General features: G+C 73.3%; 24 protein-coding genes and 2 pseudogenes. 14 read left to right on the plus strand and 12 right to left on the minus strand.

From position 1 onward, the window contains the following. Positions 1-14: 14 nt before the first annotated feature. From B4U46_RS30695 to B4U46_RS30720, 6 genes are all read left to right on the plus strand, one after another. Positions 15-1,748: a carbamoyltransferase gene (locus B4U46_RS30695; protein ID WP_079430874.1), complete on the plus strand. Its 1,734-nt coding sequence runs from the start codon at positions 15-17 to the stop codon at positions 1,746-1,748. Further along, positions 1,745-3,544 carry a condensation domain-containing protein gene (locus B4U46_RS30700; protein WP_237293183.1) on the plus strand — a complete coding sequence of 600 codons (1,800 nt, stop codon included), beginning with the start codon at positions 1,745-1,747 and terminating at the stop codon, positions 3,542-3,544. Before B4U46_RS30695 ends, B4U46_RS30700 begins: the two co-directional genes overlap by 4 nt. A gap of 32 nt (positions 3,545-3,576) precedes the next feature. After that, positions 3,577-5,085 carry an AMP-binding protein gene (locus B4U46_RS30705; RefSeq protein WP_079430875.1) on the plus strand — a complete coding sequence of 503 codons (1,509 nt, stop codon included), beginning with the start codon at positions 3,577-3,579 and terminating at the stop codon, positions 5,083-5,085. Next, positions 5,082-6,773: an ABC transporter transmembrane domain-containing protein gene (locus B4U46_RS39935; RefSeq protein WP_079430876.1), complete on the plus strand. Its 1,692-nt coding sequence runs from the start codon at positions 5,082-5,084 to the stop codon at positions 6,771-6,773. Before B4U46_RS30705 ends, B4U46_RS39935 begins: the two co-directional genes overlap by 4 nt. Continuing rightward, entirely contained in the window at positions 6,770-8,668 is a 1,899-nt protein-coding gene (locus B4U46_RS30715) for an ABC transporter ATP-binding protein (protein WP_079430877.1), read from the plus strand. Before B4U46_RS39935 ends, B4U46_RS30715 begins: the two co-directional genes overlap by 4 nt. A 145-nt stretch (positions 8,669-8,813) precedes the next feature. Continuing rightward, on the plus strand, positions 8,814-9,158 hold the full coding sequence (locus B4U46_RS30720; RefSeq protein WP_079430878.1) for a hypothetical protein: 345 nt from the start codon (positions 8,814-8,816) through the stop codon (positions 9,156-9,158). 82 nt (positions 9,159-9,240) lie between these two features. Here B4U46_RS30720 and B4U46_RS30725 read toward each other — a convergent pair whose 3' ends face one another. Then, positions 9,241-11,262 carry a putative Ig domain-containing protein gene (locus B4U46_RS30725; RefSeq protein ID WP_185117145.1) on the minus strand — a complete coding sequence of 674 codons (2,022 nt, stop codon included), beginning with the start codon at positions 11,260-11,262 and terminating at the stop codon, positions 9,241-9,243. A gap of 240 nt (positions 11,263-11,502) precedes the next feature. Between B4U46_RS30725 and B4U46_RS30730 the strand changes: the two genes are divergently transcribed. The 5 genes from B4U46_RS30730 (at position 11,503) to B4U46_RS30750 (ending at position 15,937) form a co-directional block, all read left to right on the plus strand. After that, a complete protein-coding gene (locus B4U46_RS30730; RefSeq protein ID WP_079430879.1) occupies positions 11,503-12,321 on the plus strand; it encodes a TrmB family transcriptional regulator in 819 nt (272 codons plus the stop codon). Between the two features lie 127 nt (positions 12,322-12,448). Then, the gene (locus tag B4U46_RS30735; protein WP_079430880.1) at positions 12,449-13,402 is read left to right on the plus strand and encodes a metal ABC transporter substrate-binding protein; all 954 of its coding nucleotides are present in this window, start codon (positions 12,449-12,451) and stop codon (positions 13,400-13,402) included. Beyond that, positions 13,399-14,196: a metal ABC transporter ATP-binding protein gene (locus B4U46_RS30740; protein WP_079430881.1), complete on the plus strand. Its 798-nt coding sequence runs from the start codon at positions 13,399-13,401 to the stop codon at positions 14,194-14,196. Before B4U46_RS30735 ends, B4U46_RS30740 begins: the two co-directional genes overlap by 4 nt. Next, positions 14,193-15,056, plus strand: coding sequence for a metal ABC transporter permease (locus B4U46_RS30745; protein WP_208949824.1), 864 nt, complete (start codon positions 14,193-14,195; stop codon positions 15,054-15,056). The genes B4U46_RS30740 and B4U46_RS30745 overlap by 4 nt, the downstream gene beginning before the upstream one ends. Further along, positions 15,053-15,937, plus strand: coding sequence for a metal ABC transporter permease (locus B4U46_RS30750; protein WP_079430882.1), 885 nt, complete (start codon positions 15,053-15,055; stop codon positions 15,935-15,937). Before B4U46_RS30745 ends, B4U46_RS30750 begins: the two co-directional genes overlap by 4 nt. A gap of 230 nt (positions 15,938-16,167) precedes the next feature. Here B4U46_RS30750 and B4U46_RS30755 read toward each other — a convergent pair. Next, positions 16,168-16,470 (minus strand): annotated as a pseudogene (locus B4U46_RS30755) (ABC transporter ATP-binding protein); the annotation flags it as partial. 171 nt (positions 16,471-16,641) lie between these two features. Between B4U46_RS30755 and B4U46_RS30760 the strand changes: the two are divergent. Next, the gene (locus B4U46_RS30760; protein ID WP_079430883.1) at positions 16,642-16,857 is read left to right on the plus strand and encodes a hypothetical protein; all 216 of its coding nucleotides are present in this window, start codon (positions 16,642-16,644) and stop codon (positions 16,855-16,857) included. 109 nt (positions 16,858-16,966) lie between these two features. Here B4U46_RS30760 and B4U46_RS30765 read toward each other — a convergent pair whose 3' ends face one another. The 7 genes and pseudogenes from B4U46_RS30765 to B4U46_RS30790 all read right to left on the minus strand — a co-directional run bounded on the left by B4U46_RS30765 (position 16,967) and on the right by B4U46_RS30790 (position 21,659). After that, a complete protein-coding gene (locus tag B4U46_RS30765; protein ID WP_079430884.1) occupies positions 16,967-18,148 on the minus strand; it encodes a GTP-binding protein in 1,182 nt (393 codons plus the stop codon). Between the two features lie 4 nt (positions 18,149-18,152). After that, on the minus strand, positions 18,153-18,323 hold the full coding sequence (gene rpmF / locus B4U46_RS30770) for a 50S ribosomal protein L32 (RefSeq protein ID WP_079430885.1): 171 nt from the start codon (positions 18,321-18,323) through the stop codon (positions 18,153-18,155). Positions 18,324-18,436: 113 nt separating this feature from the next. Continuing rightward, a pseudogene (rpsN, locus tag B4U46_RS36835) lies at positions 18,437-18,637 on the minus strand (30S ribosomal protein S14); the annotation flags it as partial. 9 nt (positions 18,638-18,646) lie between these two features. After that, positions 18,647-19,252, minus strand: coding sequence for a phosphatase PAP2 family protein (locus B4U46_RS36840; protein ID WP_100862315.1), 606 nt, complete (start codon positions 19,250-19,252; stop codon positions 18,647-18,649). Beyond that, entirely contained in the window at positions 19,249-19,914 is a 666-nt protein-coding gene (locus B4U46_RS30780) for a DedA family protein (RefSeq protein ID WP_079430886.1), read from the minus strand. The genes B4U46_RS36840 and B4U46_RS30780 overlap by 4 nt, the downstream gene beginning before the upstream one ends. A 79-nt stretch (positions 19,915-19,993) precedes the next feature. Continuing rightward, complete coding sequence (locus B4U46_RS30785; RefSeq protein ID WP_079430887.1) at positions 19,994-20,872, minus strand: TetR family transcriptional regulator; 879 nt, start codon at positions 20,870-20,872, stop codon at positions 19,994-19,996. Between the two features lie 139 nt (positions 20,873-21,011). Next, positions 21,012-21,659, minus strand: a complete 648-nt coding sequence (locus B4U46_RS30790; protein WP_079430888.1) for an HD domain-containing protein — start codon at positions 21,657-21,659, stop codon at positions 21,012-21,014. A gap of 71 nt (positions 21,660-21,730) precedes the next feature. Here B4U46_RS30790 and B4U46_RS30795 point away from each other — a divergent pair, with 71 nt between their 5' ends. Then, positions 21,731-22,693 (plus strand): GlxA family transcriptional regulator, encoded by a 963-nt coding sequence (locus tag B4U46_RS30795; protein WP_079430889.1) that lies wholly within the window; start codon positions 21,731-21,733, stop codon positions 22,691-22,693. Between the two features lie 307 nt (positions 22,694-23,000). On the opposite strand, the gene B4U46_RS30800 is transcribed toward B4U46_RS30795, so the two are convergent. The 3 genes from B4U46_RS30800 to B4U46_RS30810 all read right to left on the minus strand — a co-directional run bounded on the left by B4U46_RS30800 (position 23,001) and on the right by B4U46_RS30810 (position 24,925). Continuing rightward, positions 23,001-23,375: a nuclear transport factor 2 family protein gene (locus B4U46_RS30800; protein ID WP_079430890.1), complete on the minus strand. Its 375-nt coding sequence runs from the start codon at positions 23,373-23,375 to the stop codon at positions 23,001-23,003. Positions 23,376-23,618: 243 nt separating this feature from the next. Beyond that, positions 23,619-24,560 carry a M48 family metalloprotease gene (locus tag B4U46_RS30805; protein WP_107438354.1) on the minus strand — a complete coding sequence of 314 codons (942 nt, stop codon included), beginning with the start codon at positions 24,558-24,560 and terminating at the stop codon, positions 23,619-23,621. After that, on the minus strand, positions 24,557-24,925 hold the full coding sequence (locus B4U46_RS30810) for a BlaI/MecI/CopY family transcriptional regulator (protein ID WP_079430891.1): 369 nt from the start codon (positions 24,923-24,925) through the stop codon (positions 24,557-24,559). Before B4U46_RS30810 ends, B4U46_RS30805 begins: the two co-directional genes overlap by 4 nt. A gap of 178 nt (positions 24,926-25,103) precedes the next feature. On the opposite strand from B4U46_RS30810, the gene B4U46_RS30815 reads away from it, so the two are divergent. Further along, complete coding sequence (locus B4U46_RS30815) at positions 25,104-26,285, plus strand: copper resistance D family protein (protein ID WP_079430892.1); 1,182 nt, start codon at positions 25,104-25,106, stop codon at positions 26,283-26,285. Positions 26,286-26,462: the final 177 nt, after the last annotated feature.

Below are 26,462 nucleotides of genomic sequence, written 5' to 3' on the forward strand. Positions count from 1 at the left end.
TTTGGGGACTGACCATGCGTGTGCTCGGAGTCAACGGATGGCCCGGCGCCAGCCACGACGGTGCCGCCTGCCTCGTCGTGGACGGCGACGTCATCGCCCTGGCCGAGGAGGAACGCTTCACCCGTCACAAGCACGCCTACGGGGAGGCACCCCTCAACGCCGCCGCCTACTGCCTCGCCGAGGGCGGTCTCACCCTGGACGACATCGACGTGGTCGCCCACGGGTGGGACCTGCCCGCCCTCTTCGCCGACCGGGGCCTGGAGTGGTTCGGCAGCGACGCCGAGGCCCTGGAACACCTGCTGCCCAAGAAGCTGTTCCCGCGCAGCGCCGACCCCCGGCTGACCTTCGTCGGCCACCACATCGCCCACGCCGCGAGCGCCTACCACCTCTCCGGCCGCGACCGCGGCGCGATCCTCGTCCTGGACGGCCAGGGCGAGAACGAGAGCACCACCCTCGCCGTCGGCATCGACGGCGAGATCAAGAAACTGCGCGCGCACACCCCCGGCTGGTCGCTGGGCTACTTCTACGCCGCCGTCTGCGCCTACGCCGGCCTCGGCGCCGACAACGCCGGCAAGATGATGGGCCTGGCCTCCTACGGCACCCCCGGCGACCTCACCTTCGGCGGCGCCTTCGACTTCACCGACGAGGACTTCACCATCGGCGTGGTCCCGCCCGACCTGCGCTCCACGGGCAGCACCGACGAGGAGGCCGCCACCATCCGGCACTGGCTGGAGCACCTGGAGAGGGCCCTCCCCGACGCCCCCAACCGCAGCACGCGCCGCTTCGACCCGGTCACCGGCCGCTTCGCCAAGGCCACCGCCCGGGACCCCTTCGCGTACCGCGACGTCGCCGCCACGGCCCAGGCCGCCCTGGAACGTGCCGTCATGGGCCTGGTCCGGGGTCTGCTCCGGGAGACCGGCGAGACCACCCTGATGATCGCCGGCGGGGTCGGGTTCAACGCCACCCTCAACGGCAAGATCATGCGGATGCCGGAGGTCCGGGACCTCTTCGTCCAGCCCCTCGCCGGCGACCAGGGCGTCTCGCTCGGCGCCGCGGTCTGGGCCGCCGCCCAGGAGGGCGACCGGATCAAGCCCATGAACGGCTCCGTGGCCTGGGGCCCGCAGTGGTCACCGGACCGCATCCGCCACGTGCTGGAGGCCTCCGGGACCGCGTACACCGAACCCTCGGACATCGCCGCGGCCACCGCCGAAGTGCTGGCCGCCGGCGGGGTCGCCGGCTGGTTCCAGGGCCGCGCCGAGGGCGGACCCCGGGCCCTGGGCCACCGCAGCCTGGTCGCCGTACCCGACCCCGAGTCCACCCGCGACCGGGTCAACGTCCGCATCAAGGACCGCGAGGCGTGGCGCCCCTTCGCCCCGAGCATGCAGGAGGAGGCCGCCGAAGCCCTCATCGGCACCGCGACCCCGCTGCCCTACATGATCGTCACCACCCCCGTGACCGAGGCCGGGGCCGCGGCCATGCCGGCCGTCGTCCACAGCGACCGCACCACGCGCCCGCAGACCGTCTCCGCCGCCGTCGACCCGCTCTACCACCGCCTCATCGGCGAAGTCTCCCGGCACACCGGCACCCCGGTCATCATGAACACCTCCTTCAACGGCCGTGACGAGCCGGTCGTGTGCAGCCCCGGCGACGCGCTCGCCACCTTCCACCGGCTCCCCCTGGACGCCCTCGCCCTCGGCCCCTTCCTCGTCCGCCGCCCCGCCGGATCCCTCGGGGAGGCCGACGCGTGACCACCCCCGTACGACAGGCGTACCCCGGCGAGCACCCCGCGGCCCCCGATCCCGCCACCGCCCCGGACCCCCGGCCGCCGGGCGGTGGCGACGGCCCGACGGCCGGCGAGGGGCGGACGGCCGGCGACGGGCCGACGGCTGCGGAGGTGTACGACCGGCTCGCCGGCTGGCTCGCCGAAGCGGTCCTGGCCCCCGACGCCGGCCTCACCGCCCCGCTGCGCGACCTCGGCGTGGACTCCCTCGACCTGATCCGCACCGCCCGCCGCATCGAAGCCGGTTTCGGCGTCCAGGTGCAGCTGCGCGAGCTGTTCGGACCCGAGCTGACCGCCGCCCGCCTCGCCGAGCTCGTCGCCGAGCGGGCCGCCGGGCGCGGCGGCGCCGCGGCCGCCCCGCCCGGCGCCGCCCACGGCCCCGTCGTCCTCACCCCCGCCCAGGAACACGCCTGGGAGGAGCAGACGGGCGACCGCGGCCACTGGAACCAGGCCATGCTGTTCACCACCCGGCCGGGCATCGAACCCGGGCTGTTCGCCGAGGCCGTCCGGCGGCTCGTGGCCGGCCACGCCTCGCTGCGCCTGGCCGTCGAGGAGCGCCCCGCCCGCCGGCCACGGCAGCTGGCCGCCGCCCTCGCCACCGACGGCCCGCCGGAGGCGGCCCTCGGCGCGGTCCTCGACACCGTCGACGTCAGCGAACTCGCCGACGCGGCCCTGTCGGCCGCGATCACCCTGCGGTGCGCGGTGGAGCAGCGCTCCCTGGACCCCGGCGCCGGACGCGTGGCGCGTTTCGTCCGCTTCGACGCCGGACCCCGCCGCCCCGGCCGACTGCTGATCACCGTGCACCAGATGGCCGTCGACATGGTGTCCTGGTCCGTGCTGCTCGCCGACCTGGAGGAGGTGTACACGGCGCTGGAGGCGGGCCGCCGCGACGTGTGGCCGACCGAGGGCACCTCCTACCCGGAGTGGGCCCGGGCGCTCGCCGCCCACGCCCGCACCCCCGAGGCGGAGGAGCAGGCCGAGTGGTGGACGGAAGTGGCCCGCACCCCCGCCGGCCTCCCGCCGGACCACCCGGTGGCCGACCCGCGGGCGGTGAACACCGCCGCCACCGCCGCCACCCACCGCGAGGAGTTCCCCGGGGACCTCACCGCCCGCCTCCACACGGCGGCCCGCACCCACCGGGCCCACCCCGGCGACCTCGTCCTGCACGCCCTCGGGCAGGTCCTCGCCGATCGGCTCGGCGAGCCTGCCGTACGCCTGGACGTCCTGCGCCACGGCCGGGAGGAGACCGTGGGGGACACCCGGCTGTCCCGCACCACCGGCTGGTTCACCACCACCGTCCCGGTCCGCCTGGACTTCGCCCCCGGCACCCCCGCCGAACGTCTGGCCCGGACCGTCGGCCACCTCGCGGCCCTCCCCGGCGGCGGAGTCGGCTTCGGCGCGCTCGCCCGGCACGGCCGGCCCCGGATCGCCGCCGCCCTGCGCGCCGTCGCGCCCAGCGACGTCTCCTTCGACTTCGAGGGCGACGACGCCGACACCCTGCCCCTGGGCACCCTCCTGCCGGACGTGGCCCCGGAACCGGTCGGTGACATCACCGCCGGCCACTGGACCCGCCCGCACCCGGTCGAGGTGATCGCCACCACGGACGACGGCGTCCTGCGCGTCGAGTGGTGGTACTCCACCGCCCTGCACGAGGAGGCGACCGTACGCGCGCTGGCCGACCGCCACCGGGCCGCCCTCACCGCCCTCCTCGACGCCCTGTCCGGGCCCGGCGCGCCCGGCGCACCCCAGGCCCCCACCCGCTGAACGCCCCACGGACGGACCGGAAGACCCCTGCCATGATCCTGCCCAGCGTGCTGGACCCCTTCTTCGCCATCGCCCGCTCGGACCCCGACCGGCCCGCGGTGGTCGACAACGGGGTGACCGTCGGCTACGGCCAACTGGCCCGCTGGGCAGGGGCGGTGGCCGACCTGGTCGCCGTCCGCAGCACGGCGGGCGCACCGCCGGTGGCCGTCCACGTGCACCACAGCGTCCGCGACATCGCGGCCGTCCTCGGCATCCTCGCCGCCGGCCGCGGCTACGTCCCGGTCGCCGACGGACCGGAAGGCCACGCCGACCGGGCCCTGCACGCCCTCGGCTGCCGCGAGCTCGTCGCCACCGCCGAGACCGGCCGGCTGCCCGCCGTCGACCGCGTCCTGCGCCCCCACTGGGGCCCGTCCCGCGCGCCGCTGCGCGAGGCCGGCCAGCCCGTACGGGCGCTGGACCCGGCGTACGTCCTGTTCACCTCGGGCTCCACCGGAGCACCCAGGGCGGCCGCCGTCCCGCACCGGGCCCTGCACGCCGTGCTGCCCCACCTGATCCGCCGGTACGGCGCCGGACCCGGCACCATCGCCCTCAACTTCCACCGGCTGGACGGCGACACCAGCCTGGAGGAGATCCTCCCGGCCCTGCTGACCGGCGGGCTCGTGGTCCTCGACGAGGACGGCGAGGCGGACCTCGACCGCGTCCTGACCGACAACGAGGTCACCCTCGTCAACCTGCCCGTGGACTACTGGCACCTCTACACCGGCCACCTGCTGGACACCGGACGCGCCCTGCCCCGCTCCCTGGAGACGGTGGTCATCGGGGGTGAGGCCGTCCGCGCCGACATGCTGGAGCGCTGGCGCCGGCTGGGCGCCCACGACGTCGTCCTGCTCAACACCTACGGCTCCACCGAGACCGCCCTGGTCACCCACAGCGCCGTCCTCGCCGGCCCCGGAGCGCCCGCGGACTTCCCCGACGGGGTGCCGATCGGCCGCCCGCTGCCCTCCGTACGCCAGGCGGTGGCCCCCGGGGCCGAGGACCCGGACGGCCCCGGCGAACTCCTCGTGGCCGGACCCCAGCTGGCCACCGGGTACGTCGACGACCCCGTGCGCACGGCCGCCCGGTTCACCGGGACCGACCCGGACGGCACCGACCGCTGGTACCGCACGGGTGACCTCGTCACCGAGGGCGGCGACGGCGCACTCGTCTTCCACGGCCGCATCGACCACCAGGTCAAGATCCGCGGCCACCGCGTGGACCTCCTCGACGTCGAGGAGGCCGTCGGCCGGCTCCCCGGCGTGGCCGCGGCCGCCGCCGCCGCGCACACCAAGGGCGACCACACCGTCCTGGTCGCCTTCGTGGTCCTCACCCCCGGGGCGAGTGGACGCGGCGCCGCGCAGGAATCCGCGGCCGCGCTGCGCGAGCGGCTGTCCGCAGCCGTCCCCGGGCCGCTCGTCCCCGACCGGATCGTGGCCGTACCCGCCCTGCTGCACACCCGCACGGGCAAGGTCGACCGCGCCGCGACCCGGGACCGGTACCTGTGAGCAACCGACTCTTCGACGCCTCGGTCGCACCCGCCGCCGTCCCCGAGGCCGACGCCCGCGGCCCGTGGGCCTACCTGTGGTGGCTGGTGCGGATCCGGCCCCTGCCGCTGGTCCTCGCCGCCGTGCTCGGCGCCCTGTGGATGATCCCCCTCGCGCTGATCCCCCTGGTCATCGGATGGGCCATCGACGAAGCCGGGCAGGGCACCGGCCCGTCCGGGCTGTTCCTGTGGTCGCTGCTCGCCCTCGGCCTCGGCGTCCTGCAGGCCCTCGCCGGCGCCGGGCTGATCCAGGCCGCCGTCGGCGCGGAGGCCCACGCCCTGTCGGTCACCCACCGGGTGCTGATGCGGCAGGTCGTCCGGCTCGGCGCCGCCCTGCGCGGCAAGGCCCGTTCCGGGGACGTCGCCGCCTCCGCCGCCGCCGACGTGGAGAGCATCGGCAACGCCTTCGAGGTCGTCGGCCGCACCGTCGGGGCGGTGGTCGCCGCCGTCCTGGTGGCCGTGGCCCTCACCGTCACCTCACCCGCGCTGGGCCTCGCCGTCCTCATCGGCGTACCCGCCGCCGTCCTCGGCATCGGACCCCTGCTGCGGCCCCTCCAGGCACGTGACGAGGAGCAGCGCGAGCAGATGGGCATCGCCACCTCCCAGGCCGGCGACATCGTGGCCGGCCTGCGCATCCTGCGCGGCATCGGCGGTGAGGCCGGCTTCGCCGAGCGGTTCCGGCGCACCAGCCAACAGGTGCGCCGGGCCGGCGAGTCCGCGGGCCGGATGGAGGCCTGGCTCCAGGCGGCCGGCGTCTTCCTGCCCGGACTGGTCACCGTCGGCATCGTCTGGTTCGGCGCCCGCCTCGCGCTGGACGGCACCATCACCGCGGGCGAACTCATCGCGTTCTACGGTGCCTCCGCCTTCCTCACCCTGCCCGTCAGCACCGCCACCGAGGCCGCCGAGACGCTCAGCCTCGCCAAGGTGGCCGCCGGCCGGGTCTGCACCCTCCTGCGGCTCACCCCCGCAGCGGTCCGGCCCGGCCACCCCGAACCGCTCCCGGCCGGCCCGCTCGACCTGGCCGACGCCGGCACCGGCATCACCGCCGGGGCGGGCCGCCTCACCGTGGTCACCGCCCCCGCCGACCGGGCCGGCGACCTCGCCGACCGCCTCAGCCGCCCCGGCGCCCACGGGGCCGCGGGGCAGGTCCGGCTCGGCGGCGTCCCCCTGGACCGGACCGATCCCGCCGAGGTCGCCACCCGGCTGCTGCGCTCCGGCCCCGCCGACATCCTCTTCAGCGGCACCGTACGGGAGGAGCTGACCGCCGGAACCGACCCGTCCGGGCAGGCGCTGGAACAGGCCCTGTTCGCCGCCGACGCCGTCGATGTCGTCGACGCCCTGCCCGGCTGCCTGGACGCCCGCCTCGACGAGGGCGGCCGCGCCCTGTCCGGCGGACAGCGCCAGCGGCTGATCCTCGCCCGCGCCCTCCTCGCGGCGCCCGACGTCCTGGTCCTGGAGGACCCGACCGCCTCCGTCGACGCCCACACCGAAGCCCGCATCGTCGCCCGCGTGGCCGCCCTGCGCGCCGGCCGCACCACTGTGGTCCTCACCGACAGCCCCCTGTGGCAGGGCGCCGCCGACCACGTGGTCCGCCTCGACGGGCCGTCCGTCCCCGGCAGCACCCACCGCTCCGCAGGAGTGCCCTCATGACCACCCCCACCCGGTCCGCCGCGGCCGGCGCGGACACCGCCCCGGCCGCCGCCGCGGACCCCGCCCCCGGCGGCGCCGGCCGGCTGCCGCTGGCCGACCGGTCCGACGTCCGCACCTGGACCGTCGCCTTCCTGCGCGGCGAGGGACCCCGAGTGGCCCTCACGTTCGGGATGTTCGCCGCGGCCCTGGTCGCGAGCCTGATCGGCCCCCGACTGCTGGGCCACCTGGTCGAATCCGTCAAGGACGGCACCACCGCCGACCGGGTCGACCTGCTCGCCCTCGCCTTCGTCGCCGTCCTCCTGTGCCAGGCCCTCCTCGCCCGGGCCGCCCGCACCCAGGCCACCCTGCTCGGCGAACGGGTCCTCGCCCGTACCCGCGAGAACTTCGTGCGGCGCGTCCTCGCACTGCCGCTGTCCGAGGTCGAGGCGGTCGGCACCGGCGACCTCCTCAGCCGCGCCACGACCGACGCCGACCGGCTGAGCGAGAGCATCCGCCAGGCCGTCCCCCGCATCGCGCTGGCCGCCGTCACCCTCGTGTTCACCTTCGCGGCCATCCTGCTCACCTCGCCCCTGCTGGCCCTCGGCCTGCTGGCCGGAGTGCCGTTCGCCGTGCTGTCCACGTGGTGGTACCGGCCGCGCGCCACCCGCGCGTACGAGCGGCTCCTCGCGCACGAGGCCGACGTGCTGGCCGTCACGCACGAGACCGCCCGCGGCGCCGCCACCGCCGAGGCCCTCGGGCTCGGCCCGCGCCAGGCGGCCCGCCACGGCGCGGCCGTCGACCGGGTGGTCCGCACCCGCCAGCGCACCACCTGGCTCCAGACCATCTGGTTCCCGAGCCTGGACCTGGCCACCATGGTCCCGATGGCGCTCACCCTCCTCATCGGCGGACTCGCCTACCAGCGGGGCGAGGTGGGACTGGCGGAGCTGACCGCCGTGGTCCTCTACGTCCAGGCCCTCGGCGAGCCCCTGAACGACCTGCTGACCTGGACCGACGAACTCCAGATCGGCAATGCCGCGCTGCGCCGGATCCTCGGCGTCGAGCGGCTGCCCCGCGAGGAGCCGCGGCCGCCGGCCCCCACCGACGGCCACGCCGTGCGCATCGAAGGGGTCGGGTTCGGCTACGGAACGGGCCGCGAGGTGCTCACCGGCATCGACCTCGACATCGCCGCCGGCGAACGGCTGGTGGTCGTCGGGGCCTCGGGCGCCGGCAAGTCCACCCTGGGCAAGCTGCTCGCGGGCGTGCACCATCCGACGCGCGGGACCGTGCGGATCGGTGGCGCCGACATCACCGACCTGCCGGTGGGACAGCTGCGGCGCGAGATCGTTCTCGTCACTCAGGAACAGCACGTCTTCACCGGGACAGTGCGCGACAACCTCCTCCTGGCCGGCGACCGCGAACCCGTGACGGACACCGCCGAGGTCGCGGGCGGGGCCGGCACGGGCGACGCCCCGCTGTGGCAGGCGCTGGAGAGCGTCCTCCTCGCGGACTGGGTGCGCTCCCTGCCCGAGGGACTGGACAGCGAGATCGGCCCTGGCGCGGCTTGGGTCTCCCCCTCCCACGCCCAGCAACTGGCGCTGGCCCGGCTGCTGTTGTCGGATCCGTACGCGCTGGTCCTGGACGAGGCCACCGCGATGATGGACTCCACCGCGTCCCGCCGCGTCGAACGCTCGCTGGCGGCGCTGATCGAGGGCCGCACGGTCGTCTCCATCGTGCACCGCCTGGACTCCGTACGCGACGCGGACCGGATCGCCGTCATGGACGGCGGCCGTATCGTCGAGCTCGGCAGCCACGACGAACTCCTCGCCGCGGACGGCGCGTACGCCGCCCTCTGGCACGCCTGGGACACGGCCCGCCGCCCCCGCCCCGGCTCGCCCGGGACACCGCCCCCCGCCTGAGCCGCAGCGGCAGGCGAGCACTCCCGAGGGGGCGCGGTACCGTCGCCCATGAGGTCGATGGAACCGGGATGTAGGGATTACGTCCCATCGCCGACCGACCGATGCTCCGGTGCGGGGAGGCCTTGGGATGCGTGTACGGACGGGAATGGTTCTCGCGGCTCTGCTGCTCACGGCCGGTTGCGGCGCCGAGCCGGCCCGGGCCGGCTGCGTCGACGGCGGCGAGGTGACCGTCACCGCAGCGGACAACGGCCATCGGATCTGCCTGGACAGGCACGGTACGGTCCGGGTGTCGCTGCAGGGGCGGCCTGCGGGGCCGGTGAGCGTGTCCGGGACGGGGCTGGCCCGGGAATCGGACGATGTCTTCCGGGGCGAGTCGACCGGAACGGCCGTCCTGACCTCCGCCGTCCGGAGCTGTCCGGAGCCGGCTGCGCCCGGCTCGGTGAGCTGCCTCGCGATGATGACGTGGCAGGTCACCGTGGAGGTCCGCTGAGCCGGGACGGGCGGGCGGCCGTACAGCCGGGCGGGCCCGGACCGATGCCTGCGGTCCGGGCCCGTCCTTCTTCATGTTCGGGTCAGCCGACGTTGACCGCGGTGTCGTCGATCACGAAGGAGGTCTGGAGACTGGAGTCCTCGGTGCCGTTGAACTTGATGGTCACCGTCTGCCCCGCGAACGAGGACAGGTCGAAGGTCTTCTGGACGTAGCCGGTGTTCTTGTTGAGGTTGGAGTAGCTCGCCAGGGTGGTGGAGTTGGCCTGGACCGTCAGCTTGTCGTAGGCGGTGGCGGTGGTCGTCTCCGCGGTGTCGACGTGCAGGTAGAAGCTGAGGGTGGCGTGGCAGCCGGCCGGGAGCGTCACCGACTGGGAGAGCGAGTCGGTGTGCGTGGATCCGTAGCCGTTGAGCCATGCCTTCCAGGAGCCGGAGTGCGCGGCCTCGCCGCTGCCGTTGTCGACCACGCCGGTGGTGGCGGTCCAGGGGCTGGCGCTGCCGGTTTCGAAGCCTGCGTTCCCCAGGAGCTGCGCGGGGACGCAGCCGCCGCCGGTCGGGCTGACGGTCCAGGTGAAGGAGGCGCTGCCGGCGGCGTTGGTGGTGTCCTTGGCGGTGACCGTGACGTTGTAGGTGCCCGCGGTGGTCGGGGTGCCGCTGATCAAGCCCGTCGAGGCGTTGATCGCGAGGCCCGGCGGGAGTCCGGTGGCGCTGTAGGTGAGGGTCTGGCCGCTGGCTGAGTCGGTGGCCTGGATCTGCAGGGAGGCGGCCGTGCCGACGGTGCTGGTCCGGCTGCCGGGGTTGGTCACGGTGACGGTGTTCCCGCCGGTGGAGCCGCCGGTGAAGGCGGCGGTCCCGTTGGGCGTGCCGAGACCGGTCGGGCCGTCGTAGCCGGACTTGGCGGTGCAGAGGTAGCTGCTGCCGCAGGAGCCGTTGGCGCCGCTGGTGACGTCGTTGAGCGAGGAGGTGTGGGCGTACGGGTACGAGGACGGGTAGCTGCCCGCCGCCGGGGTGCCGGCGAGGGCGTAGACGGCGGCGATGATCGGCGCGGAGGCGCTGGTGCCGCCGTAGACGTTCCAGCCGCTCGCCTGGTAGCTGTCGTAGACGGCGAGGCCGGTGGCCGGGTCGGCGACCGCCGAAACGTCGGCGACGGTGCGCTTGGCGCAGCCGCTGTCGCTCTGCCAGGACGGCTTGGTGGTGTACGAGGAGCAGCCGGAGCCCGCGCCGTTGCCGCCGGAGCTTGTGCCCCAGACGGATTCCGACCAGCCGCGCGTGGTGCCACCCGCGCGGTTCAGCGACGTGCCGCCGACGGAGGTGACGTACTGGGAGGCCGCCGGGTACTCGACCCCGTAGCCGCTGTCACCGGAGCTGACGGTGATCGCGACACCCGGGTGGTTGAAGTAGGAGGCGTCGGAGCTCGGGTCGGTGGAGTCCTCGCCGCCGCCGTAGCTGTTGGAGACGTACTTCGCCCCCATGGTCACCGCGCGGTTGACGGCGGTGCCCAGGTCGGCCATCGACGGCTGGTTCGCTTCGACGAGCAGGATGTGGCACGACGGGCAGACGGCGCTGACCATGTCCACGTCGAGGGAGATCTCGCCGGCCCAGCCGGAGTCGGCGGTCGGGTAGGAGGTGCCGCCGTTCTGGTCGACCTTCTTGAAGCAGCCGTTGGCGGTGGTGCAGGGCGGCAGGCCGTACTGGGAGCGGTATGTCGCCAGGTCGGACTCGGCGTTCGGGTCGTCGTAGGCGTCGATGATGGCGACCGTGGCCCCGGCGCCGGCCGAGGCCGGGAGGGCGTAGGCGCTCTGGAGGTCGGTGGGTCCGTAGCCGGACGGAACGAGGTTCGGCGCGAGGCTGAGCTGCTGCTCGAGGTCGGTGCGGGCCAGCGCGTGGCAGGCCATGAAGCCGGGCTTCGTCGGCTCCGAGCAGAGCCGCTGGGTGTGCGCGGCGGAGGCGGCGGGCGTGGCGGGCGCCGGGGAGGCCGCCGCCGGGGAAGCGACCGCGAGCAGGCCGCCGGATATCAGGGCCGCCGTCGAGAGTACGGCGGTCGCGGCGCGGCGCGTCAGTGTTCTGGCGCGGCTGGTGGGGCTCGATTGCAATGAACTGCCCTCCATGGGGGGTTGAATCCCCGCGGCGTGGGATTGGCCTCCCAGGCATGTCAGGTTCATGACATGTCAAGCGCGGAGGGAGGGGCGCCGCGGGGTGCGCGTGGCACGGTTCATTGATCTGACCAACTGTCACCACGTTCAGTGGTGGCCACCGCAGAACGTAATGAGAATCAGCCCCAAGAAGATACCCGCGAAGTGCAAAGGATTGCTTTCGGCCGGTGATCTACGGGTATACGGTGTGCTGCCATGGAGTTGGACGACGGTGCGGTCAACGACCTTGTTGCGCTGGGCCTTTCGCGCTACGAGGCGCGGGTCTACCTCACGCTGGTCAGGCGCGAGTCGTACACCGCGGCGGAGGTGGCCCGCGCGGCCGACGTCCCTCGCCAGCGGGTGTACGACGTGCTCGACGCACTGGTGCGGCGGCGTCTCGCCATCCCGCGTCCCGGACGGGTGGCCGCCTTCTCCGCCGTCTCCCCCGAGTTGGCGCTCGCCCGGCTGATGGCCCTTCAGCGGGAGTCGCTGGAAAGGCTGGACCAGGCGGCGGCCGTGCTGGCGACGGCGCTGACGCCGGTCTGGTCGGCCGGGCAGACGCATACGGATCCGCTCGACTACATCGAGGTGCTGCGCGATCCCAAGGCGATCGCCGAGCGGTTCGCGAGCATCCAGGAGCAGGCCACGCGCGAGCTGCTGAGCTTCTGCAAGCCCCCCTTCGTCGCCCCCGCGGCCAACGACGAAGGCATCAAGGCCGTCCGCAGGCTGCGCCGGGCCGGGGGCTCGGCCCGCGCCGTCTACACCCACGACGCCCTCGGCGACGGGGAGGTGCTGGAGAACGTGCGCCGGTTCGGCGAGGCCGGCGAGGAGGCCCGCTTCACCCGGGAGCTCCCGCTGAAGCTGATCATCGCCGATGCCTCGCTGGTCCTGTGCGACATGCCCGACCCGATGGCCGACACCCGGGCAACCACAGCGCTGTTCATCGAACACCCGGCACTCGCAGGCTGTCTGAGGCTGTCATTCCTGTCGGTCTGGGCCCAGGCCGAGGCGGCCTCCGGCGCACGCCGCCCCTGACGCACGCGGTGGTCGCCTTCCGCTGGGCGCGGGGCGGGCGGTTCCAGACGGTACTCTAAATGAACACGATTTTCATGTTGATAAGGTGTGGGCTCGTGCAGTGCCCGAGCCCACACCTGGAGGACCCATGCACCACCCCAAGCGCCGCGCCGTCGGGCTCGCCTCCGTCGGGATCGCCCTCGCGTCCGTTACCGCCTGCGGCTCCGGCTCCGCTGCCGGCAACGGCGCCTCCGGCGAGGGCGGCAACCTGAAGGTGGTCGCCACCACCACACAGATCGCAGACTTCGTCCGCACCGTCGGCGGCGACCGCGTCGCGGTCACCCAGCTGGTGAAGCCCAACACCTCGCCCCACGAGTACGAGCCCACCCCCGCCGCCATCCAGGCGATAGGCCAGGCCGAGCTGCTGGTCAAGAACGGTGTCGGTCTCGAAGACGCGTGGCTCCCCAAGACGGTCCAGACCTCTGGCTTCCACGGGCAGACCGTCGACACCAGCGCGGACATCGCCCTCCGCCACGGCGAAGACGAGGAAACCGGCAAGCCGGCCGAGGACCCGCACATCTGGCACAACCCTCAGAACGCCAAGATCATGTGCGCCGCCATCGAGAAGGCCCTGGCCAAGGCCGACCCGGCCCACACGGCCGACTACGAGCAGCGCTTCACGGACTACGCGGCCAAGCTCGACGCCCTCGACAAGGACATCGAGGGCCGGATCAATTCCCTCCCGGAGGACAGCCGCAAGCTCGTCACCAACCACGACGCCTTCGGCTACTACATCGACCGCTACCACCTCACCTTCGTCGGCTCGGTCATCCCCGACTTCAGCGACCAGGCGGAGCTGTCCGGCACCCAGCTGGACAGCCTGGTCAAGAAGATCAAGGCCGAGCAGGTGAAGGCCGTCTTCGGCGAGTCCTCGCTGCCGCCCAAGACCGCGCAGACCATCGCCGACCAGGCCGGGGTCAAGGTCGTCGCGGGCGACGGCTCGCTGTACGGGGATTCGCTCGGGCCCGAGGGCTCAGCAGGCGACACCTACCTCAAGAGCGAGGAATTCAACACCAAGACCATCGTGGACGCCCTGAAGTGAGCGCCCTCGCCCTGCCCTCACCGCGTACGGAAGCCGGTCCCGGCCCGCTCCCGGCGATCGCATTCGACCACGCCTGCCTGTGTTACGGCGCCACGACCGTCCTCGAAGGTGTGCACGGCACCGTCCTCCCCGGCCAGGCCGTCGCGCTCGTCGGCCCCAACGGCGCCGGCAAGTCAACCCTCATCAAGTCCGCACTCGGCCTGGTGCGGGTGGGCTCCGGGACGGTCTCCGTGTACGGCCAGCGCCCGGCCGCCGCCCGCTCCCGTACGGCCTACGTCCCCCAAGCCGACACCCTCGACCCCGAATTCCCCGTCACCGTGGGCCAGGTGGTCCTCATGGGCCGCTACCGGGCCGCCGGGTGGCTGCGCCGGCCCGGCCGGCGGGACCGGGCCATCGCCGCCGACGCGCTGGAGCTCGTAGGCCTCGCCGCCCGGACCGACGACCGCTTCGGCACCCTCTCGGGCGGGCAGCGGCAGCGCGTCCTGCTGGCCCGCGCCATCGCCCAGCAGGCCGATGTACTGCTGCTGGACGAGCCGTTCAACGGTGTGGACGCGGTCAGCCGGGACGCCCTGCTGGGCGCGCTGCGCGAACTGCTCTCGGGCGGCGCCGCAGTCCTGGTCTCCACCCACGACCTGACCGTCGCCCGCGACCTGTGCGCGCAGGTGTGCCTCCTCAACGGGCGTCAGTTCGCCTTCGGCCCGCTGGAGCAGACCCTCACCGCCGACAACCTGCGGTGCTGCTACGGGTCGCACGCCTTCGAGGTGGACGGCTCCGCGATCGTGGCCGGGACGTGAGCGGTGTGGGGGCTCTCCTGGTGGAGCCGTTCCACGTGCCGTACATGGCGCGGGCACTGACCGAGCTGGTGATCCTCGGCGTCCTGGGCGCAGTGGTGGGCGTGTTCGTCCTCGTACGCCGCCTCGCCTACGTCGCCGACACACTCACCCACACCGTCTTCCCCGGCGTCGTCGTGGGCTTCACCGCCGGCGCGGCGGACGGGGTCTTCTGGGGCGCGCTGGCGGCCGGACTCGTCACCGCGGTACTCCTGACGCTGCTCACCCGGGCCCCGCGCATCAGCGAGGACTCGGCCCTGACCGTCCTCCTCACGGCCTTCTTCGGCCTCGGAGTGGTCCTGGTCTCCCGGCAGCACGGCTACCGGCACGACCTGACGGCCTTCCTGTTCGGCCAGGTCCTGACAGTGACCCGGACGGAGGTGGTGCAGAGCGCGCTGGTGGCCGCCGGCTGCCTGGCCGCGCTCGCGGTCCTCGGCCGCCACCTGACGCTGCGCGCCTTCGACCCGGAGGGAGCCAGGGCCATGGGCTACCGCATCGGGCTACTGGACCTGGCCCTGAACGTCGTCATCGCGCTGGTGGTGGTAGCAGCCGTCCGGTCGGTGGGGACGGTGCTGGTCATCGCACTGGTGATCACCCCCGCCGCGTTCGGCCGCGTCCTGTCGCACCGCATCCCGGTGATCGCCGCCGTCGGAGCGGCCTTCGGCGGGCTCTGCGGTTGGCTCGGCCTCGCGGTGAGCTACCAGGCATCCGTCTTCCACGGCCTCCAACTGGCGGCCGGGCCCGCCGTCGTCCTGCTGATGACCACGGCGTACGCGACTCTGCTCGCCGGAGCCGCACTCCTGCGAAAGGCCCGACGCGCATGAGCTGGCTCGACTCCTACACCCACCGAGCCCTCCTGGAAGCGGCCATGGTGGGCGCCCTGTGCGGGGCGATCGGACTGCACGTGGTCCTGCGCCGGATGAGCTTCTTCGCGATGGCCATGACCCATGCCACCTTCCCCGGCGTCGTCCTGGCAGCCGTACTCGGCATCGACATCTACCTGGGGGGCGCCGCCATGGGCCTGCTCGTCTGCCTGTGCGTCCTCGCCCTGTCCCGCCGACGCGACCACCACGCACAAGGGGCCGCCACCTCGACCGGCATAGTCCTGGCCACCGGCTTCGCCCTCGGTGTGGCCCTGCTCTCCGCCACCAGCGGCTTCAACAGAAACCTCGAAGCCTTCATGACCGGCTCGATCGTCACCGTCACCGGCCGGGAACTGGCCACCACGGCATGCGTGGGCGCCGCAGTGCTCCTGGCCCTCGGCGTGCTGCACAAGGAGCTGCTGTACGGGGCGTTCGACCCCGACGGGCAGCGCGCGGCCGGCTATCCGGTGGCCGCCCTCGACCTGCTGATGCTGCTCCTGGTCGAAGCGGTGATCGTCGTCACCGCCCCGGCCGTCGGCGTCATGCTGGCCATGGCCCTGATCGTCGGCCCAGCCACAACCGCCCGCCTGTGGAGCGACCGCATCCGTACGACGATCCTCATCGCGGTAGGTACCGGCACCGGCTCCTGCGTCCTCGGCCTGGAACTTTCCACGCGGTGGAACCTGGCGGCCGGCGGCACCATCACCCTGGTCGTCGCCGCGGCCTTCCTCGTCTCGCTCCTCATCTCACCGCACGGCGGCATGCGTCGGGTCGCCGGAGGGGTTGGCCGCCGGGCGAAGGAGGCCGAGGTGTGCGAGCGCGTCGCGCATCCGTTCCGGTAGGTGTTCCCGGGATGCGCGGCGGTGGGCTCCGGCGATGACGAGGGGGCCGGATCGGGAGGCGAATGCGGTCAGGGCCCCGGAGGCTTCGTGCTCGGGGCCGCCGTCGGCGGGTGCGTGCCTGCTTCACCGGACCGCCGCACCGAGGCGGCCCAGCTCGTGGCCCGGGCCGTCTCGGTGTGCCGGTGCGATGCGTATGGCGGCCGCCCGGCTGTGAGGATTACGCCCGTGCCGACGAGCGTCACCGACAGGGAGGTGAGGACGTCGGCTGCCTCGGCCTGCCCGTCGAAGTCGAGGGCGGCGGTCGGTTCGTCGGCCGGCGGCACTTCCGCGCCCGCGGCCACGCAGCCGATGGCCCGGGCCAGGTACCTGCGCTGCAACTGGCCCCCGGACAGCGTGTGCAGCGGCCGCCGGGTCAGCCGGCCCACCCCGAGCCGGTCCGCCGCATCGTCCGGTGCACGGCTACTGGCCGGCAACTCCTCGCCGAGCAGCGGGAAACGCCCTGCGGCGGGCCTCTGGGGGATCCAGGCACAGGCCAGCCCCCCGACGGCAGGGAGCAGCGGGAGCACAGCGACAGCCGGCCGTGCTTCGATCCGGGGCGCGGCCGGCGCTTGCCCGCGTCGCCGCACGGGCATTCCCAACACGTCCGGGATGCGGGGCGCGGGATACCGTTCCGTGGGCGGACGCGACTACGGAAGGCACCTGAGATGACCGACACCAGTTCCCTGGAACCCGTGGCGACGTTCTGCGGCAAGTGTGACTGCGGCTGCCCGCAGCTGTTCGTCGACGAGTCCGCTCCGGCGGAGCGCCGCGTCGTGATCACCGACGACTTCGGGCAGCGAGTGCAGATGAGCGCCGATCAGTTCGGTTCCCTCATCGAGGACGCGAAGGCCGGCAGGCTCGACTCCGTGGCGACTGCCTGACCCGCTGGGCCTTGCGGTCACCGAGAAGAAGCCGAGTGCTGGTTCGGTGGCCCCCGGAGGGGCCGGGCCGGGCGGTGCCGTGGCTGCGACCACCGCCCGGCCCGGAGTCTCAGGCCGCCGCCGTCACAGGTGTGGCGGCGGGCTCGTGCTCGCAGGCTTCGTCGATGCCGTACGTCTCCCATGCCGGGAACTCGTCCTCGGCGGGGACCGGCTCACCGGGGCTGAGCAGGCAGGCTTCGAGCGCCGCCCGGAGGGCTTCGGTGCGCAGCCCGGTGCCGATGAAGACCAGCTCCTGGCCCTGGGCTGTCTCTGTGCCGCGGGCCCCCGAGGGCTCGAAGCGGGCCACCGCGCCGGCCTGGGACCACAGACCGGTCACCCGGGGGCGGCTGGCGAGCCAGAAGAACCCCTTGGAGCGAAGGATCCTGCCGAAGGTGCCACTGTCGAGGCCCTTGGTGACGAACGTCCAGAGCCTGCCGGGGTGGAAGGCCGCGTCGGCGCGGAACACCAGCGAGGAGATGCCGTACTCCTCCGTCTCCGGGACATGGTCGCCGTTGAGCTCCTTGACCCAGCCCGGGGCCTGCTGGGCCCGCTCCACGTCGAACAGTCCGGTGCCCAGGACCTGTTCGAGCGCGACGCGGCCGCGTACGGCGGGCACGATCCGGGCCTCGGGATTGAGCCGCGCGAGGGTGGCGCGCAGTCGCGCCGCGTCGCCCGGCCCGACCAGGTCGAGCTTGTTGAGGACGATGACGTCCGCGAACTCGACCTGGTCCATGAGGAGATCGCTGACGGTCCGCCCGTCGTCCTCGTACTGGTCCAGGCCGCGCGCCACGAGTTCGTCCCCGCAGGCGAGTTCGCGCAGGAAGTTCGCGGCGTCGACGACGGTGACCATGGTGTCCAGGCGAGCGAGGTCACCGAGGGTGGCGCCGTCGTCCCGGGGGAAGGAGAAGGTGGCGGCGACCGGCATCGGCTCGGAGATGCCGCTGGACTCGATGAGCAGGTAGTCGAAGCGGCCTTCGCGGGCGAGCCGGTCGACCTCCTCCAGCAGGTCGTCACGCAGAGTGCAGCAGATGCACCCGTTGGTCATCTCGACCAGCCGCTCCTCGGTGCGCGAGAGCGCCGCCTCGCCACCGCGCACGAGCGCGGCGTCGATGTTGACCTCGCTCATGTCGTTGACGATCACCGCGACCCGCAGGCCCTCGCGGTTGCTCAGCACATGGTTGAGCAGGGTGGTCTTTCCCGCGCCGAGGAAACCGGACAGAACGGTTACCGGCAGGCGGTCGTGCGGGGCCACGCGATCAGCCTTCGGGGCGGATGAGGCCGCGCTCGTACGCCTTCACCAGGCGCTGCGGGACCTGATAGACGGAGCCGTCGACGGTGACCGGCACCAGCTGGGGCGTGGTCGCCTTCCACTGGGCGCGGCGGTGGCGGGTGTTGCTGCGGGACATCTTCCGCTTGGGGACGGCCATGGTGGCACTCCTCGGTCTGGGGACTGCCGGGAGGCTATATGAAAACGGATCCCATTACCAAGTGTGTAGGTGATGCCCGCAGGTGCGGTCGCACGCGTGCGTGTGGATGCCGACTACCAGGAGGACTTGGTCACTCCCGGCAGGAAGCCGGCGTGCGCCTGCTGTCGGGCCCGTACGCGGGAGAGCCCGAACTTGCGCAGGTAGCCGCGGGGGCGGCCGTCCACGCTGTCGCGGTTGCGGACGCGGGTGGCGCTGGCGTTGCGCGGTTGCCGGCGCAGCTCCGCGAGGGCGGCCTCCCGTTCGGCCGGGGTGGCGGGGGTGACTCACGCGGCGGTCAGCAGCGGGCGCAGGCGGCCTCGGCCGAGCCGCTCGGCCAGTGCGTTCTGGCGCCGCTTGACGGCCCGGGCGCAGATGGCGGCCGCCAGGGCGCCGACGGCGAGTCCGGCAAGGACATCGTGGGGGTAGTGCACACCGACCCATACCCGGGAGGCGGCCATCAGCACCGCCGCCACCACGGCGACGGCGCCCAGACGGCGGGAGACGAAGAGCAGGGCAACAGCGGCCGCGGAGGCGATGGCGGCGTGGTTGCTGGGGAAGGACCAGTCCCCGGGGGCGGGGCAGGCTTCCAGCACGGCCACGTGCAGGCTCTGGCAGGGCCGGTCCTCGCGGACCACGAGCTTGAGCAGCAGATCGACGGCGAAGCCCACGAGCGTGATCAGCGGCACGGCCAGCGCGGTGACGGCGGACGGCGATCCGGTGCGACGAGCCTGCCACCACGCGGCGAGCATCAGCACGGCGAACAGCAGCAGGCCGTAGAGGGACCAGGCGGCGATGGCGTCGTTGAGCCAGCCCGGGGTCCGGTGGGCGAGGTCGGTGACGTCGATGTAGGCGTTGCCGTCGAAGCCGGAGCCGTTGTAGCCGGAGGTCACTGCGCTGTTCCGTTCTGGTGCTTGCCGCCCCTGCGGGAGCGGAGGAGTTCGATCGCCACGGGCAGCAGCGAGACCGCCACGATCAGGCCCACGATCGGCAGGAGGTACGTGTCGACGCTGGGGATGGACGAGCCGAGGGCGTAGCCGGCCAGGACCAGGCCCACCGTCCACAGCAGGCCGCCCGCGACCTGCCAGAGGGTGAAGACGCGCGCCGGGATGTTCAGGGCCCCCGCGAGGGGATTCAGGACGGTGCGCACCACGGGAACGAACCGGGCCAGCACGATCGCCTTGGCGTGTCCGTACTTCGCAAGGAGCTCTTCGGCCCGTGCGGCGCCCTCATGGAGCTTCTTGGAGCGACTGCGGGCCAGGAGGGCGGGGCCCGCCTTGCGGCCGATGAGGTAGCCGCACTGGGCGCCGGCCAGCGCGCCGGTCACGGAGGCGGCGAGTACCGCAGGCAGGGACAGCTTCGCGTCCCCGTCAGCCGTTCCCGCGCACAGCAGGCCGGCGGTGAACAGGAGCGAGTCACCGGGCAGGAAGAAGCCGACCAGGAGGCCGGTCTCGGCGAACATCACCACCGCGATGCCGATCACGCCGAACGTCGCAAGGAGTGAATGGGCATCGAGGAGATTCACCGCGAGGGCGGCGGAAGCGGATGTGGCCATGGATCAGGTCGGCCTCTCTCACTGGTTCGGAGACGGGGGCAGCCCGAAGGACCCCGTTGACTACAGTCAAGTAGACGGTCTACTGAACTGTAGACGATCGAGTGCCTGGAGACGAGGTGGAGCGGTTCCGCCCCGGCGGACCCGTCCCCGCCCCCTGACCCCGGATCCCCCTTCCGGCCGCGTCACCGCCCGGTGAGCCCGCGGGCGGTGGCGCGCAAGAGGTGCGTGAGGCGGGGCTTGAAGTCCGTGACCGAGTGGGCCGGCCGCGGGTCCTCGGCGTAGAGCGATTCCAGGCCCGGGCCCGGGTGGGCGGTCTGCCACAGGGGCCGGCCGGGGAGGTCGCGACGGCGATCACGTCGCGTATCGCGCTCGCGTCGAGCGGCGCCCCGCTGCGGCGCACGGCCTCTATGGCCGCGTCGACCGGGTCCAGGGCGGAGGGCTTGAACCCGCGCAGCGTCTCGGGTGCCGCGCCGCGTTCCAGGCTCACCGGGACGTGCCCGAGCAGGTCGCAGAACAGGGGGCGTTCGGCGAGGGTGCGTGCGAAGGCGTCGGCAACCGTCTCCGGTGTGGCGGTTGCGGTGCCCCGCAGGTCGGCGAGGGCTGCCGTCAGTGCCTCGGCCCAATCGGGCCAGCCTTCGGCGGCGAGGCGGAGGTGGATCTCCTCGCGCGAGGCGAAGGAGCGGCGGACGCCGGAGAGGTGCACGCCGGCCTGCGCCGCGATCTGGGTGAGGGGCACGGCGTGCACGCCTTCGGCCGTGGCCAGCCGACGCGCGGCGGCCAGCAGATCGTCGGCCCGTTGCTGCTTGTGGGTGGCCCCGGGGCAGCCCGGAGCGCACTCGCCAAGGCCCAGTTCGGCCGCGTCGACGCCCTGATCAACAACGCGGGCTACTTCCACTCCGGCCCGCTCGGGGCCGCCACCATGGACCAGGTCCACCGCCAGTTCCGGGCCCTCCGACATGCGCCACGGCCCCGGGGGGGGCAGGGCTGTCCGGGGGGAGTGCGTCTCAGGGGGCGCGGGGCGGGCCCGGTGACCGGTCCCGCCCCTGATCTCTCCCAAGTACCGACGGTGACGCTGCGGCAAGGTCAAGGAGCGGTGTTCACGCACCCCAGCGGGAGGTCGAGGCCACGCGTTCGAGGAAGGTCGTGGCTCCGGGTTCGGCACGTTCGCGAAGGAACTCGCCGCCGAGCGTGTAGCGGGCGCCGGCCTGCGGGGAGCGGGCGGCGTGCCGCACGATCTCGTCGACCAGCGCGGTGACCATGTCCAGCCTCGGGTGCTCGTGGTGGACGGCCGCGCCCTGGGCGTCCGTCATGAACTCGGCGCCGATGCCGAAGTCCACCCCGATGCCCCGGCGGGTGAGGTACGCCAGCACCCCGCGGCGCTCGGCGATGCCGGGCGTGGCGTGCAGCGCGATCGCCTCCCACACCAGGTCGACCGCCTGTGCGTCGTATCCGTGCCCGGTGAGGAACCGGGCGGCCATGTCCGCACCCTCGACCTCGAAGCGCTCCGCGCCGGGGGCCGCGGACGAGGTGCCGAGGTCGTGCAGCACACAGGCGTGGAAGAGGAGGTCGGGGTCGAAGTCGGCGCCGGGCTTGAGCCCTTCGTGTTCGGCGAGCAGGGCGGCGAACACGTAGCTGCGGATGCTGTGGTTGGCGGTGGGCTCGCTCTCGCAGGACCGTACGTACGCGACGGCGCTGACGGCCACAGGGGTGTCCGGCAGGGCCGGGAGCAGGAGGGGATCTTTCATGGCACGAACGTAGGCGCGGCCCGGACGACCACGTGAGTGGCACGGATGCCATGTGGCGATAGGATCGTGCCATGGAGGGGAACGGGGAGTCCGGTAGCGCGCACCACGTCGTCGTGGTGGCCCTGGAGAACGTCCTCGCCCTCGATATCGGCATCCCCCTGCAGATCTTCGGGAGTTGGAGAGACGGACCGTACCGGCTCACCGTGTGCGCGGAAGCGCCCGGATCCGTTCCGATGCACGGCGGCCCGGCGCTCTCCGTCGAGCACGGGCTGGACTGCCTGGAATCCGCCGACACCGTCATCGTCCCGGGGTACCTGGAGCCGGAGCAGCCGTCGGCCGCGGTCGCGGCCGCCCTGGCGCGGGCGGCGGCCCGCGGGGCCCGCATGGTGTCCATCTGCACCGGTGCCTTCGCCCTCGCCGCCGCCGGAGTGCTCGACGGGCGCCGGGCCACCACGCACTGGCAGTACGCCGCGGCGCTGGCCGGCCGTTTCCCCCGGGTGTCGGTGCTGCCGGAAGTGCTGTACGTCGACGAGGGCCAGGTCCTGACCTCGGCCGGTGTCGCCGCGGGCCTGGACCTGTGCCTGCACCTCATCCGCCGCGACCACGGCGCCCGCGTGGCCAACCAGCTGGCGCGCATGCTGGTCGCCGCCCCGCACCGCACGGGTGGCCAGGCCCAGTACATCGACCTCCCGGTACGCCCGGACCGTTCCGGCTCCGACGGGCTGGCGCAGGTGTACGAGTGGGCCCTGTGCAACCTGCACCAGCCGCTCACCGTCGACCAGTTGGCCCACCGGGCCGGCATGTCCCGCCGGACCCTCATCCGCCATTTCCACGCCGAGACGGGCCGGCCGCCCATGCGATGGCTGCTCGATGCCAGGCTGGCCCGGGCGAGGGAACTGCTGGAAGCGGGCGAACTGACGGTACAGGCCGTGGCACGGCACTGCGGCCTGGGCACCCCGGCCAACTTCCGGACGCTGTTCAAGGCCCACGTCGGCGTGGCCCCCAGCGTCTACCGCGAAACCTTCCGGCCGTGACGTAACGGCGGCCCGGCGGCCTCGCTCGGTCCGGCGAGATGGGGTGCGCCGGTGGGCCTGCTCAGCTGGTTGGCCTGGGCCAGGTGCGGCGCACCTGGCCGCCGGTCATGGCGGTCGTGTGTGCTGCCGGGCCTTCTCCAGGCCGAAGCCGATCACCAGGAATTCGGCGTAGCGGTACCAGGCGTCGGGTGCGATGTCGTGGGTGCGGTCAGGAGGTAGTGGCGCAGGGCTTCTGCCCGCCACCGCCCCCGCGTTCGTGGCGGCTGACCCCGTTCCGCAGTCGCGGCGGCCTGTCCGCGACGGACGCCTACGACGGCTGGCTGATCTCCGTGACGATCGTGTAGAGCTCGATGATGACGCCCCCGTTGGTGCGGGCGATGTCCATGCCGCTGACCACCGGCGGTTGATCGTCGGGCGGGCCCCACCGGAAACCGAGGTGGCCGATGTCGTCGAGCTCCGACGGGGTGCCTGTGGGTCGGAAGACCCAGTCCGGGTGCTCGGCGCGCAATTCCGTGGCGCGGCGCGTGAGGGCCGTGCGCCCGTGGTTGATGCGGTCCGGTTCGTGCCACACCACGTCTTCGGCGTAGTTCTCGGCGATGACCGCGGCCCGGCGATCCGGGTCGGGTTCGTTGAAGACCTGGAGGAGGTTGACCTGCATCAGATCGGCGGCGGATCTGGGCATGGTGAGTCCGTTCGTGTGGGCCGGTTGGTCGGCCGGCCGGTCGGGTTGGCAGGGGGCCGCCGGTCCGCGCGGCCCAGTGGGTCAGTTCGTGACGGCTGGGGCCGTCCGTAGAGGGGCTAGAGCCGAGGTCCAGGCGATGACCTGGTAGGCGCCGGCCGGTTGGATGGTGCCGACGGGTCATCGCGGCGCCGGGTCCGCCGCAGAGGAGCAGATGCCGGGGACTGCGGACATGGCGCCGCGGGGTTACTCGGAGGGGCGCTCGCCCTGTGCCACTTCCACCCCGCGGTGGAGCCAGACCGCGCCGCCGAGGGACGAGGCGCCCGCCGCCCCGCAGAGAAGGGCGATGGCCAGGAGGGCGGGGGCGGTGCGTCGTACCGGAGCCTGCGCGAAGAGGGCTTTGACCCGCGCCGGTACCGGGCCGGTGGTGCCCCGTGCCACGACGGCCGGCACCTGCTGGCCGCCGCGTCGGGACGTCGTGGCCAGGGCGGCCCGTCCGATGGCGCGGGCCGCCAGCCGCCTGTCCCCGCATGCGCGGGCGGCGGCTTCGTCCGCTGCGCGCTCGGCGGCGAAGGAGACGGCGGGGATGACGGAGGCCAGCGCCGGGTGGCACCATCCGGCGAGCTGCGCCACGGCCAGGAACAGGTGGTGGCGCCCGGCCAGGTGGGCGCGTTCGTGTCCGAGGAGCGCTTCCCGCTCGCCCGGGTCAAGGGCCCGGAGCATGCCCGCGGTGACCACGACCCGGCCCGTCCGGCGCCTCCCTCCGGGCAGGGCGAACGCGTCGGGTCGCTCGTCGTCGAGTACGCACAGGCCGCCGGCCTCGGGCAGTCCGGCCACGAGGTCCTTGGCCGCACGCAGCCGCGCCAGTTCTGCCTTCGCGCCGCGGACTGCGGCGGTCGCGCTCACGGCGAGCGCTCCGCCGGCGAGCGTGGCGGCGCCGAACACCAGTGCCGCCGGGCCGGCCTGGAGGGGGTGGAGCAGGTGCGCGAGGTCGGCGAGTGCGGGCAGGCGGAGGGTGAGCGGGAGCAGCAGGGCGCCCAGGCAGGCGACGGCGCCGAGCGCCAGCGCGGCCGTGCCGGCGGTAACGGCCCACAGGGCGATGTCCGGTCGGACCCGCCGGGAAGTCCGCCGTGCGAGCGGAGGCAGGAGCCAGGGCAGCAGCAGGGGTACCACCAGGAGCGTGATCATGGGCGGTCCTCCTGCAAGAGCCGCCTCAGTTCGGCCTCGTCGTGCGGGTCGAGGCCCTCGACGAACCGCGCCAGCACCATGCTCCGGTCGCTGCCCCCGTCGAGTTCGCGGTGCATGCGACGGGCGGCCAGGCCATGGGTGTCCTGCACGGCGAAGTAGACGAAGCCGCGGCCCCCGGGTCTGCGTCCCACGAGCCCCTTCTCGCACAGGCGTCCGAGCAGGGTCGCCACCGTGGTGCGCGCCAGGTCCTGCGGCAGGGCGGCCCTGACCTGGGCTGCCGACTGCGCCGTGCCGGCCGCCCACAACGCGGCGAGCACGCTGGACTCCAGCTCGCCGGCGGCCCTTCGCTCGCCCTCGTCCGCCATGGATCCCCCTTGACCGGTGAAGTCCTGCGCTGATGCAGGTCGACTACTTCGCTGTAGACAGCGTAGTGGCATCGGTCCGAGGAACGTTTCCGCACCTGACGTCACGGATTGATGAAGGTAGGACGATCGGTCATTAAAAATAAGGGAAGGCTTACTTTAGTAAGGCTAGCCTGCCCTCATGAACTCCCTGCTGCTGGCCACGGACACGGCCGGATACACCATGCCCCAGACCTGGCGGGTCCTGACGAAGGCCGGATACTTCATCGGCCTCAGCGGCGCCATCGGCACCACCGTCACCTACGCCACCACCGTCCGCCCCTCCCTCAAGCACGCCCAGGAGGCCGGAGACCCCGGTGATGCCGTGGTCCTGAGATCCAGATCGGCGAGCTACGCGGCCTGGGCGGGGGTGGTGCTCCTCCTGGCCGGCTACTTCCAGCTGGCCGGCCGCGTCGCCCGGGCGGGCAAGGGCATGGCCTTCGGCGACGCGCTCGCACCCGGCAGGATGTGGGACTTCCTGCAGGCACCGGCCGCCAAGGGCGCCTGGATCGCCCAGGGAACCGTCTACCTCGTCCAGAACCTCGTCCTGCTCGCCGCGGCGGCGGCGATGATCGCGCTGTTCCTCCCGGCCGCGCGCAGGCATCTGGACCGCATCGTCCTCGCCGTGCTTCCGGCCGCCCTCGCCGTTACCCTCATCGCCGCGGTACCGGCCACCGCCCCGGCCGATCTCGACCGTTGGCTCGACCTCTTCCTGAACCAGACCCACATCGTCTCGGGCACGGTCTGGCTCGGCGGCCTCGCCCTGCTCGTCGCCCTCGCCGGTGCCCGCGCAGGCCTCGGAGAGGGAGCCGGTGTGCTGTGGGCGGAGATCTGGCGGCGGTTCAGCCTGGTCGCGTTGGTCTGCGTCGGCGCCGTCGTCCTCTCCGGCCTGTGGCTCAGCTGGAAGCACGTCGGCGCGGTGTCCCAGCTGTGGACCACCGGCTACGGCATCGCCCTCCTCGTCAAGATCCTGCTCGTGCTGGGCCTGATCACCGCCGGCGCCTTCAACCAGTTCTGGCTCATGCCCCGCATCGCCCGGGCCCGCCGCGCCGACGACACCGCCTCGCTGCGCCACCTCACGCTGCGTCATTTCCCCCTGGTGGTCTGGGGCGAGGTCGCCCTCGGGGTCGCGGTCTTGGCGGTCGTCCCGTTCATCACGGGCTCCGCCCGTTCCGAGGCCGGCAGTGCGAAGGCCGTGTCCTCCGGCAGCCTCTTCGCTGCCGGAGCCGCCATGGCCCTCGCCCTGGCCGTGTCCCTCTACGCCACGGCCAAGGCCTCCGAGGCGCTGGCCCGCCGCTCACCGGCGATCCCGGCAACAGCCTGACCGGCACAGCCACTGGTTCGGACACGCGGGATGGCCTGAACGGATAATCGGTTGCCCCTGGCGGCGGCGGTGGATCCAATGACCGGCATGATCACCCGGTAGCGCCCGCCGGGAAGAGGTGTGATGAGCGCAGACCGCCGGCCCTGGCCGGAGCACGGTCCGGGCGGACTGCGACCG

It is taken from the genome of Streptomyces katrae (assembly GCF_002028425.1).
GTDB lineage: Bacteria > Actinomycetota > Actinomycetes > Streptomycetales > Streptomycetaceae > Streptomyces > Streptomyces katrae_A.